The following is a 9,840-nucleotide window of genomic DNA, read 5'->3' on the forward strand; positions in this document are numbered from 1 at the left end:
AGGTCGGTCAGCCCTGACGGCGGCGCGTTGATAGCGTCGCTGTCATGCGACGAGTGCACGCATTCGGCGACGACGCCCTAGGTGATCTCGACGCGGTCGCCATTGCTGAAGGGATCAAAACCGGGCAGCTGGCGCGGGCAGACGTCATCGACGCGGCCATCGCCCGCACCGAAGCGGTCAACCCGGCCCTCAACGGCCTGGCCTACCAGGCATTCGACCGGGCGCGCGCCGTCAAGGACAACGTCGACGTCGCCGGATTGCCCACGATGCGGGGCACCGACGCGTGGGTGCCGCGTCGGGCCGCTGTAGACGGCGAATTCACCCGTCTCTACCTGGGTACCGGGCTGATCTCGCTGGGCAAAACGCAGCTGTCCGAATACGGTTTCAGCCCATCCGCCGAGCATCCTCGGCTGGGACCGGTCCGCAACCCGTGGAATACCGACTACACCGCGGGTGCGTCGTCGTCGGGTTCGGGTGCCTTCGTCGCGGCCGGTGTAGTTCCGATCGCCCACGCCAACGACGGCGGCGGCTCGATCCGAATTCCCGCCGCCTGCAACGGGCTGGTGGGCCTCAAGCCGTCGCGCGGCCGGCTTCCGGTGGACAAGGAACTGCGTCGGATGCCGATACGCCTGGTCGCCAACGGTGTGCTGACCCGCTCGGTGCGTGACACGGCGGCCTTTTACCGCGAGGCCGAGCGCATCTGGCGGCACCCTAAACTCGCGCCCATCGGCGACATCACCCACTCCGGCAGGCGGCCTGTGAAAATCGCGGTCATCACCCGCTCGGTCGATCGTGAATGCACGCCCGAAATCCGTGAGCTGACGCTGAAATCCGCCGGACTGCTCGAAGAACTCGGGCACCGCGTGGAGCATGTCGAAAACCCGCCTGTGCCTTCAAGTTTCGGCGACGACTTCGTGTTGTATTGGGCGCTGCTGGCGCTGGGACAGATGTTCATCAGCCAACGCAGGTTCGGCGACACCTTCGATGCCACCCGGTTGGACAACCTGACGCTGGGCCTGAACCGCCACGCGCGGCGCAACCTGCACCGCCTGCCGCTGGCGATCACGCGGCTGCGCGCCATCCGGCGGCGTACGGCAGAGTTCTTCGGCACCTATGACGCGGTGCTGACTCCCACGCTGGCCGACGAGACGCCGCGCATCGGTCACCTCGATCCGACCGCCGATTACCAGCAGGTCATGGACCGGATGCGCGACTGGGTCGCGTTCACGCCGCTGCACAACGTCACCGGCGAGCCCGCGATTTCGCTGCCGCTGGCCGAATCCGCGAGCGGTATGCCGGTGGGCATGATGCTCTCCGCCGACATCGGGCGCGAAGCCCGGTTGCTGGAACTGGCGTACGAACTCGAAGAGGCACAGCCATGGGCCCGCATCCAAGCCGGCGCCGGCGACCATCGCGGAAAACACCCATAGGCGCGCGAGGCGCGTTATCTGAAGCTGTTTAGCCGCAGCAGGATCGGGAATCACGATCGGGCGGCCGGCACCTTGGGGGGCCGCGACATCCGCAAGGAGGTGCCTGCGATGACAGATGAAGAAGACATCGAGCTGGAGTGTGTCCTCTCCGCAATCAGCTATCCGTGCGACAAAGCGGAGTTGCTGCGCCGGGCCAGGGCTGACCGCACCGACGACGAGGTGCTGTCCCGCCTCGAACTGCTGCCCGATCGCGTCTACGAGGGCGCCGACGAGGCGCTGATGTTCGCCGATGATTCCGAGCGGTACCAGTCGGGGGAGCCGCTCACCTGAACCGCTCGGGCGATCAGCCGCGCAGCAAGCGGCTCACTTCGTCGAGATGGGCGTGCAGGTCCGCCGGGTCGGCGTAGATCCCCGCTGCTCCGGCGTGTTCCAATGCCTCGCGCGCCACCCCGCCGCAAAGCACGGCCACCGTCGGCACACCCGCGCGTCGGCCAGCCTCCACGTCCCACACCGCGTCGCCGACGAAAACCGCCCGCCCCGGGTCGAGCCCGACGCGTTCCAATGCGGTGCTGACGATGTCCGGATCGGGCTTGCCGCGGTCGACGTCGACGCTGGAGGTTATTTCGCTGACGAGGTCGTCGACGTCGAGCACCCGGCGCAGCAACGCCAACGTCTTTTCCGACGCTGACGAGGCCAACACCGTGCGCCATCCCCGCTCGGCGATGGCCTCGAGCAAGTCGCGGGTGCCGGGGAGGGGACGAAGCACCGGCTCCAACTCGCCGAAATAGCGGCTGTGCGCTTCTTCTGCTTCTTCGCCGTGCGCATCTGCCAGCTCATCACCGAGCAGGATGCGGACGAGTTCCGAGCCGGCACGGCCGACAAGCCCGTGAATCCGCCAACACGGGACATCCTGGCCCACGTCCAAAAACGCTCGATGCCAGGTCACCGCATGGTGGAAGTTCGAATCGACCAACGTGCCATCGAGGTCCAACAAAATAGCCGGTGCGTCGGCGGCGGATTCGGCCACGACAACCCGTCCTCTCTATGCGTCGGCTCATTAGGTACCCGGCGGGGTGGCCCGGAAACGTCAGATTGCGCGGGACGGACTTCGGGTAACCGCCATGAGGACCGAACGCCGATGAGGGAGTGCCAGTGGGCGAATTGCGGGAAGTAACCGCCAGCACAGCAGAACGTGCCCGACAGGAAGCCGAGGAATATCGCGGAGACAACCAGCGCCCGCTGAGTGGATATCTGGCAGTCATGGCCATCTACGGCGTCCTGGTGGCGCTGACGGCGGTCGTGGCCGCAGCCACCGGACGCAAGCTCCCGGAGCGGTGGCAGCTGCAGGACCTGATCACGGTCACGTTGGGCACCCACAAGCTTTCCCGGACTCTGGCCAAAGATGCGGTGACCAGCCCGCTGCGGGCGCCGTTTACCCGCTACACGGGCACCGGCGGTCCCGCCGAGGTTCACGAAGAGACGCGTCACGACAGCCAGTTGCGCCACAGCCTGGGAGAACTGCTGACCTGCCCGTTCTGCCTCGACATGTGGGTGGCCACCGCATTCGTCATCGGCTTGATCTTCGCCCCGCGGCTGACCCGCCTGGTCGCCGGCAGCTTCACCGCACTGGCCGGCGCGGACTTTCTCCAGTTCGCCTATGCGAAGGCGCAGCAGTCCGCAGAGAGCTGAGGTAACGACACCGATCGGGAGGATTCATGCCGAAGACAACCAAGGGCGGCAAGCCGAAAAAGAGCGAGCTGCCCAGCACGCTGAAGCGGTCCAACGCCAAGGCGCAACGGACGTTCGCCAAAGCCCACGACTCGGCGGCCGAGCAGTACGGCAGCGAGGAGCGCGCCCACCGGGTCGGCTACGCTGCGCTCAAGCACAGTTTCGAAAAAGTCGGGGATCACTGGGAGCCCAAGAAGAAAAAGGGACCGTCGGACAAAGCCGCCGAAGGCGGCGGCCCAAACAACAAGGCCCCGTCGGCGGAGGGCGTCAACGCCAACGCCAGCAAGAAGCACCTGCTTGACGTGGCCCGCCGGCTCGACGTGCGTGGACGCTCCACGATGAGCAAGCCCGAACTGGTCGAGGCGATCAAGAAGGCCAACCGCCGCGCGCGGGCCCGCTGAGCATTGGAGCGTCAGCGAAGCGATGCCCCTGGGCCGTCGCTGAAATGCTTCGGTGCTGGGTGATCTTCCCTATTGAAGAGTGAGCAAAGCGCGGTCCACCTCGCTGACCGAGCTGCCCGAGATTTTGCCGGCGACCGCGGCCAAGAGCGAGCCACGGGTCTGCCCGCGGGCATCGGCCAGGCACAGAACCATCCGGGTGCGCCGGGCTACCCGTATTCCAGCAAACAGAAACTTACTGCGCTGCGACTTCCGCGTTTCGCCCAAATGCGTGCTTCCCATTCCTGGTGGCTGAGCGAACCTACCGGTTCACGACGGCTGACCCGAGTTGTCCCATCCAGGACCGAGGCCACGAGCGACGAAGTCGGCAGCTTGGCCCGGCATGTCGTTCACCGCGTAGAGCGTGTGCGCAGCGTTGTCACTGCCCTCCGCGGAACAGATCGGGTCACCGTCGGCACACAATTCGATGGTCTTGCGCGAATAGAGGTGACCGATCGTGATGGGCGGTGCGTCGTGCGCCTCCAGCCATGTGTTCGACGGTTTCCCGAACAGCGCGACCGCGACCAGGTGGTTGGCCACATCGGCTGGCATCGGTCCGGTGATGCCAGCCGGTGGGGTGTAGCCGGCGGGGATGGCATCCGCGGTGACGTAACCGGCAACGGCGGCCCCCTGGGAGTAACCACCGAGCACCATCTTGGTGTTTGGACAGTTGTGGGCCATCGAGGTGAGGTGGTTGCCCGCGTCGATCACACCGTCCGCGGCGGTGGGGAAATCAAGGCTTGCCGGGTAATCCACGGCGTACACATCGATCGGTTTCCCACCGACGCGCGAGCTGAGCGCGTCGACGAACGCCTGCCCGGTCTGCCCGATGCCGGGTGGCTCCATCGTGCCGCGCGCGAACACCACCTGAAGATCGGGGCAGGGCGCGGCCGACGCTGCCAAAAGGCGGATCGGCGAGCTCACCGCCGTCATCGTCATCACCGCTGCGGCCAGCAACCGGCCCATACCTATCATCAACCGGCGCGATTGCTTTGCGTTGGTCCGTCCCGTGACGTTCATTTTCGCTCCATCAGGTCGCGGCACCCTGACACTTGCGGCATTCAATACCCTGGCGTCAATTCCGCGAAACCACTTCGTGTAGTGGCTAGATGGTGCTTGGCCCCACACCAGGGCCGCTCAGCATCGGTCGTTGTCATGCAGCGGCGAGCCATTCTCCGCGCCAGAGGGCGTCGAATTCGCTGTGGCCGCATACCCGTCGCCCGTGAGCTGCTGAGCACTGCTGGGCTGCCGCGTTTTCACGTGGGACCGCGGGGTACTCGTCTGCCCCATCGTCCCGAACCCGTTGTGTCCAAACGGGTCTTATAGAACCTATAAAGCCATTCGATGTCTTGCTGTCGCTGCGCCGGCGCTGCCCAGGAGTTGCCCGCGCTGGGCGTCGGCGTTGTTTCCAGCCGGTGGTCCCCGGGTATGGGCTGGTGGTCGACAGTTAGGAGGCGCACGAGATGGATGCTTTGACTTTTCTTCGGGCCGACCATGAAAGCGTGCTGGGCATGATGGAGGTGCTCTATGGGGCGCCCACGGGCGACGGCGCACGATTGAGTGGTTTGGGCACGATGGTGACCAACTTGGTGATCGCCGAATCCCAGCATGAGGCCGTCGAAGAGCAATTGTTTTGGCCGGCAGTACGCGCCGCGCTGGAGGACGGCGACAAACTCGCCGATCGCGCCGTCGCGCAAGAGGAGGCCGGCAAGAAGCTGCTGCAGCAACTCGAGGACGGCAAACCGGGTGAAAGTGAGTATCACGAGGCGCTAGCGGGCTTCATCAAGGCCGGCCGCGAACACATCCGCTATGAGCAGACGGTGGTATGGCCGAAGTTCAAGGCGGCTGTTGGCGCGGATGAGCTGGAGAAGCTTGGCAACAAATTGGAGCAGGCCAAAAAGGCCGCTCCGACCCGGCCCCATCCGCATACGCCGTCGGGTCCGGCGGCGCAGATGACAATGGGTGCCGGTGCCTCCGTGGTCGACCACTTACGCGACATGGCGAGCGGTCGGGCGGCAGACAATCCGCCCGAGGCACCGAAACCATGACCGACTAGCCGCCGGAGCCGGCGCCCGAGAAGGACGCCGGCTCTGACTTTTGTCGACTTCCGATCAGGTCGTCGGCGTACGGTGCTCGTGAGTGAACGGCTTTTCGCCCCGCACCGCGGGCGTCCCCTCTGGATTGTCTTGCTGGCCACGGTTTTCCCGCAGCGAGCTGTGTAGCCACTCCTGGGAGTTGGGTGATTCGACGTACTTCCACTCCATACCCTGCGGCCACGGGCCCTGGCCTTGGTTCCAGGGACCGCGCACGTCGCCGTCGCCGTCGGACATGTTGAACGCAACGTTTTGGAAGCGGTCGTCGCCGGGAAGCTGTCCGGGCGGGAAATTCACCGGAAGTTCGTTGAGCGCCGCGGTGAACTGCTGGTAGTGGGCGACCTCGCGGGTCATCAAGAAAGTCAGTGTGTCCTGCACGCCGGGGTCGTCGGTGAACTGCTTGAGGTATTCGTAGACGATCTTGGCCCGCGATTCGGCGGCCAGGTTGCTGCGCAGGTCCACCGACGGGTCGCCGTTGGCATTGATGTATGCGCTCGTCCATGGCGAGCCTTGCGAATCGCTGACGTGCGGGCCGCCGCCGGTCAGCGCGAAATAGAAGGGATTTACCGCGACTTGGTCGATGATGTGGTCGCGCCCCTCGGCGCTGCCGACAGCGGGCATCCAGTCGCAGCGCTCGTTTGCCGTCTTGAGGTCGTCGTTGAGGCCGTCGAGCAGCATCGTGATCATCGACCCGACCATCTCCAGGTGGCTGAGCTCCTCGGTCGCGATGTCCATGAACAGGTCGTACATTTTCGGGTTCTTGCGGCGCAGAAGGAACGCCTGCGTGAAGTACTGGACCGCGGCCTTCAGTTCGCCGTTGGCGCCGCCGAATTGTTCTTGCAGCAGGGTAGCGAACCGCGGGTCGGGCTCGCTGACCCGGACGTCGAACTGTAGATCCTTGTTGTGGATGAACATTGCGGCTCCTCGCCCTTGTGTATGCCTCGAGCACGGGTACCCTCGGCCGCCTGAGCCAAACCGGCTGATGATCGGCGGCTGCACCGCCTTCGGACGACGTATCGCGCTGCGATAGCCGGTAATTCTCCGAGCCGCTCGGATGCGACCACACACCGCCGGCTAGCAGCACCATCGGGTGGAGCAAGCCGCGAAAAGTTTCTCGTTTGGCGAGGCGTTTGGTTGGGCACATTGTCCGGCATGAATGCACGTCCCCTCATCCGGTTCATTGGTCCCGCGCTAGCCGTCACAGTCGGCGGCCTTGGCGCCTACGCGCTTTGGGCCATGGCCGCTCCGTCCGCATCCGCCCAGCCCTGCCCCGACACGCAGGTGGTGTTCGCCCGGGGCACCGGTGAGCCTCCCGGTGTCGGCCCGACCGGGCAGGCGTTCGTCGACTCCCTGCGCTCCCGTGTCGGCGGAAGGTCGATGGATGTGTACCCGGTCAACTACCCCGCCAGCGACGACTGGGCCACGTCCGGCCTCGACGGTATTCGAGACGCGGGCACTCATGTCGTTTCCACCGCGAGCAGCTGTCCCCAGACCAAGATGGTGTTGAGTGGTTATTCCCAGGGCGCGGCGGTGATGGGCTTCGTCACCTCGCCTGCGGTGCCCGATGGAGTCGATCCGGCGACCGTGCCCAAACCGCTGTCGCCGGACGTGGCTGACCACGTCGCCGCCGTCGTGCTCTTCGGAATGCCCAATGTCCGCGCCATGAACTTCCTCGGGCAGCCGCCGGTCGTGATCGGCCCGGCATACCTGGCGAAGACCATCAAGGTGTGCGCCCCCGAGGACCCGGTCTGCTCCGACGGGATGAATTTCGCCGCCCACGATATGTACGCCGACGACGGAAGCATCATCGACAGGGGTGCCGACTTCGCCGCGAGCCGCCTTGGCGGGGGTTCACCGGCACCGGCACCGGTCCCGCCGCCGACCGGGGGCTTTGGCGACTGACCTGCCGCTGACCGCAACCACGGGCCCGACGCCACTAGCGGATCTGCTCGCAGAAATGTGCGCGATGGCCGCCGAGGCAATGAACCATGCCACGCATGCACTGCTGCTGGGTCCCCGTCATGCAGTTCCCGCGGACGTTAGCGGACGCGGGCCGAGCTGAGCGCAATGGCGGTGCAGCTGGCCTGTGCTGCCCAGGAAGTGTTGTTGTCGCAGGAGCCACGATTAGCGGCCGATCTTCGTCGCGACGACCGCGCGGTGCATCGCCTATACCGCCAGCTGCTCGCCGTACTGATCGAACCGAATTGGGTGTACGGCGTTGCCCGCGGTGTCGACGTGGCCCTGCTGAGTGTGCTCTACGAGCGTTTCGCGGACTACGCCGTGCATATCGCTGAGCGTTACACCTACCAAAGCAACGGCGATCGGCCTGCCGTACAGCCGCCAAAGATCACGCCATGAAAAACCGTCACAGGTAGCCGCGGCACCGGTGTCACCCTCGGCATCGTTCGACGGCTACGCGAAGTCGCCATGACCGCCCCCGGTTATACCGCTGACTAGTTACCGAATCCCCTTGATATCAAAGGTGATCCGGATCCCAGCGGGCGGGGTGCGTCGGGCGCGCTGAATTAAAGGATCGGCCTGCCTCCAGTAACCGCGACCCGAGCGCCGGAGATGTAGCTGGCGTCGTCGGAGGCGAGCAACACATAGATCGGCGCCAACTCTGCGGGTTGTCCCGCGCGTCCGAGCGGCACGTTCTCGCCGAACGACTTCACCTTCTCGGCGGGCATTGTCGACGGGATCAGCGGAGTCCATATCGGTCCTGGCGCCACACTGTTGACTCGGATACCTTTTTCGCCCAGCAGCTGCGCCAGGCTGGCCGAGAAATTGGCGATCGCCGCCTTGGTCGCCGCATACGGCGCCAGGGTCGGATTGGGTGCGTCGGAATTCACCGAAGAGCTACCGATGATCGACGAGCCGTGGGGCATATGCGGTAACGCCGCTTTGGCGAGGTAGAAGTACGCACCGACGTTGAGTTTGAACGTGTATTCCCATTCGTCGTCGCTGATCTCTTCGAGGCTTTGGTGAGTCATCTGAAAGGCGGCGTTGTTGACCAGCACGTCGATGCCGCCGAATTCTTGTGCGGCCCGGTCGATGACCGCGCGGCAGTGCGCCGGCTCGGATAGGTCGCCGCGCACCAACACACACTTGCGGCCGGCCCCCTCGACGTAGTGGGCAACGTCTTGGGCATCGTCGTCCTCGTTGAGATATGCGATCAGCACGTCAGCGCCTTCTCGGGCGAAGGCGATCGCGACGGCGCGGCCGATACCGCTATCGCCTCCCGTGATGACCGCTCTTTTACCGGTGAGCTTCCCCGAACCGCGGTAACTCTTTTCGCCGCAATCGGGGACTGGCTGCATTTGCGACTGCACGCCGGGTACGTTTTGCTGCTGCTCGGGAAAGCCCATGTTCAATTCCCTCTCCGAAACGCCGCTTGGAAGCGCGGTAGTCGCTTCGACGGCTGGGGTCGTATCGGTCGGCCGGCAAGGTCACCGGATTGGCGGCCCGGCGTTCGTAACGTCTGGATCGTCGTCGGCCGGTGACTCTGGGTCGCGCCATTCCTCGGCCCGACTGGAGCGATTGCCTTGCAGGGTTCCCCGCAGCTCACGCTTGAGCTGCTCGTCCTCGCGCGGGCTGTGCTTCGCGCTCTCGCGTCCCATCATGAACTCCCTTTTTCTCGACGTGTCTGATAACCGCCGGTGTTGCGTCGGTGTCAATGCCGGGCTTCCTTCAAGGTCGTGACCGATAGTCATCAGCCGGCGCCGCCAGTTCTCCTGGCCGGCGGTCGGCTCCAGGTCGGCGCGGCGTTCGGCGTGGACCTTGTCGACCACCTTTCGCAGGATCCTTTCGTCGTCCTCGGTGAGGTCGACCCGCCGCTTCTTCAGGATCTGCAGCACCCGCTGGCCGGTCTGGGTGCCGGCCTGGTCGGGCAGCTCTTCGGTCTGCTCGTCCGCCGAGCGGACGCGCAGCCACTCGAGCAGCTCGCGCGAAGACATGTTGACCACCCGGTGGAACTCGTCCCACAACGCGTCGTCGACCTCGACGTGCCGTGTCATAACGGTCAACCCCCCGTCGACGGATCGGCGGATCATCATCACCAGCAAACCGGCTTCTGCTTCCCCGTCCGGCTACCCGGCAGAAAGAAGGGCTAATCCGGCCGGCTCCCCGTGACCCGATCGACGAGCGGCCCGACAC

The 9,840-nt window shown here is 65.3% G+C and carries 11 protein-coding genes and 1 pseudogene; 7 read left to right on the forward strand and 5 right to left on the reverse strand.

The window, feature by feature from the left end; genetic code table 11:
- Window positions 1–44: 44 nt before the first annotated feature.
- Together ACFE99_RS16965 and ACFE99_RS16970 are read left to right on the forward strand one after the other, a co-directional pair.
- Complete coding sequence (locus tag ACFE99_RS16965) at window positions 45–1,430, forward strand: amidase (protein WP_375487293.1); 1,386 nt, start codon at window positions 45–47, stop codon at window positions 1,428–1,430.
- Between the two features lie 108 nt (window positions 1,431–1,538).
- Window positions 1,539–1,760: a DUF2795 domain-containing protein gene (locus ACFE99_RS16970; protein ID WP_375487295.1), complete on the forward strand. Its 222-nt coding sequence runs from the start codon at window positions 1,539–1,541 to the stop codon at window positions 1,758–1,760.
- Between the two features lie 13 nt (window positions 1,761–1,773).
- Here the strand turns inward: ACFE99_RS16970 and ACFE99_RS16975 are convergent, their stop codons facing one another.
- The gene (locus ACFE99_RS16975) at window positions 1,774–2,457 is read right to left on the reverse strand and encodes an HAD family hydrolase (RefSeq protein WP_375487297.1); all 684 of its coding nucleotides are present in this window, start codon (window positions 2,455–2,457) and stop codon (window positions 1,774–1,776) included.
- Window positions 2,458–2,582: 125 nt separating this feature from the next.
- On the opposite strand from ACFE99_RS16975, the gene ACFE99_RS16980 reads away from it, so the two are divergent.
- Entirely contained in the window at window positions 2,583–3,119 is a 537-nt protein-coding gene (locus tag ACFE99_RS16980; RefSeq protein ID WP_375487299.1) for a DUF1360 domain-containing protein, read from the forward strand.
- A gap of 26 nt (window positions 3,120–3,145) precedes the next feature.
- Window positions 3,146–3,559, forward strand: coding sequence for a ChaB family protein (locus ACFE99_RS16985; RefSeq protein WP_375487301.1), 414 nt, complete (start codon window positions 3,146–3,148; stop codon window positions 3,557–3,559).
- 306 nt (window positions 3,560–3,865) lie between these two features.
- Here the strand turns inward: ACFE99_RS16985 and ACFE99_RS16990 are convergent, their stop codons facing one another.
- The gene (locus ACFE99_RS16990) at window positions 3,866–4,570 is read right to left on the reverse strand and encodes a cutinase family protein (RefSeq protein WP_375487315.1); all 705 of its coding nucleotides are present in this window, start codon (window positions 4,568–4,570) and stop codon (window positions 3,866–3,868) included.
- 488 nt (window positions 4,571–5,058) lie between these two features.
- On the opposite strand from ACFE99_RS16990, the gene ACFE99_RS16995 reads away from it, so the two are divergent.
- The gene (locus ACFE99_RS16995; protein WP_375487303.1) at window positions 5,059–5,643 is read left to right on the forward strand and encodes a hemerythrin domain-containing protein; all 585 of its coding nucleotides are present in this window, start codon (window positions 5,059–5,061) and stop codon (window positions 5,641–5,643) included.
- Between the two features lie 63 nt (window positions 5,644–5,706).
- Here ACFE99_RS16995 and ACFE99_RS17000 read toward each other — a convergent pair whose 3' ends face one another.
- A complete protein-coding gene (locus ACFE99_RS17000) occupies window positions 5,707–6,603 on the reverse strand; it encodes a manganese catalase family protein (protein ID WP_375487305.1) in 897 nt (298 codons plus the stop codon).
- 237 nt (window positions 6,604–6,840) lie between these two features.
- Here ACFE99_RS17000 and ACFE99_RS17005 point away from each other — a divergent pair, with 237 nt between their 5' ends.
- Together ACFE99_RS17005 and ACFE99_RS17010 are read left to right on the forward strand one after the other, a co-directional pair.
- Window positions 6,841–7,590 (forward strand): cutinase family protein, encoded by a 750-nt coding sequence (locus ACFE99_RS17005; RefSeq protein ID WP_375487307.1) that lies wholly within the window; start codon window positions 6,841–6,843, stop codon window positions 7,588–7,590.
- A gap of 165 nt (window positions 7,591–7,755) precedes the next feature.
- Entirely contained in the window at window positions 7,756–8,046 is a 291-nt protein-coding gene (locus tag ACFE99_RS17010; RefSeq protein WP_375487309.1) for a PhoU domain-containing protein, read from the forward strand.
- A gap of 167 nt (window positions 8,047–8,213) precedes the next feature.
- Here ACFE99_RS17010 and ACFE99_RS17015 read toward each other — a convergent pair whose 3' ends face one another.
- Together ACFE99_RS17015 and ACFE99_RS17020 are read right to left on the reverse strand one after the other, a co-directional pair.
- Window positions 8,214–9,053, reverse strand: coding sequence for an SDR family oxidoreductase (locus tag ACFE99_RS17015; RefSeq protein WP_375487311.1), 840 nt, complete (start codon window positions 9,051–9,053; stop codon window positions 8,214–8,216).
- 354 nt (window positions 9,054–9,407) lie between these two features.
- Window positions 9,408–9,740: pseudogene (locus ACFE99_RS17020) on the reverse strand (DUF3140 domain-containing protein); the annotation flags it as partial.
- Window positions 9,741–9,840 lie beyond the last annotated feature (100 nt).

Origin of the sequence: uncultured Mycobacterium sp. (genome assembly GCF_964249325.1) — a bacterium.
GTDB lineage: Bacteria > Actinomycetota > Actinomycetes > Mycobacteriales > Mycobacteriaceae > Mycobacterium.

Coding starts and splice junctions, on each gene's coding strand:
- ACFE99_RS16985 (WP_375487301.1), top strand. CDS start 3,146: ATGCCGAAGACAACCAAGGGCGGCAAGCCGAAAAAGAGCGAGCTGCCC.
- ACFE99_RS17015 (WP_375487311.1), bottom strand. CDS start 9,053: ATGGGCTTTCCCGAGCAGCAGCAAAACGTACCCGGCGTGCAGTCGCAA.
- ACFE99_RS16990 (WP_375487315.1), bottom strand. CDS start 4,570: ATGATAGGTATGGGCCGGTTGCTGGCCGCAGCGGTGATGACGATGACG.
- ACFE99_RS16995 (WP_375487303.1), top strand. CDS start 5,059: ATGGATGCTTTGACTTTTCTTCGGGCCGACCATGAAAGCGTGCTGGGC.
- ACFE99_RS16970 (WP_375487295.1), top strand. CDS start 1,539: ATGACAGATGAAGAAGACATCGAGCTGGAGTGTGTCCTCTCCGCAATC.
- ACFE99_RS16965 (WP_375487293.1), top strand. CDS start 45: ATGCGACGAGTGCACGCATTCGGCGACGACGCCCTAGGTGATCTCGAC.
- ACFE99_RS17000 (WP_375487305.1), bottom strand. CDS start 6,603: ATGTTCATCCACAACAAGGATCTACAGTTCGACGTCCGGGTCAGCGAG.
- ACFE99_RS17005 (WP_375487307.1), top strand. CDS start 6,841: ATGAATGCACGTCCCCTCATCCGGTTCATTGGTCCCGCGCTAGCCGTC.
- ACFE99_RS17010 (WP_375487309.1), top strand. CDS start 7,756: ATGGCGGTGCAGCTGGCCTGTGCTGCCCAGGAAGTGTTGTTGTCGCAG.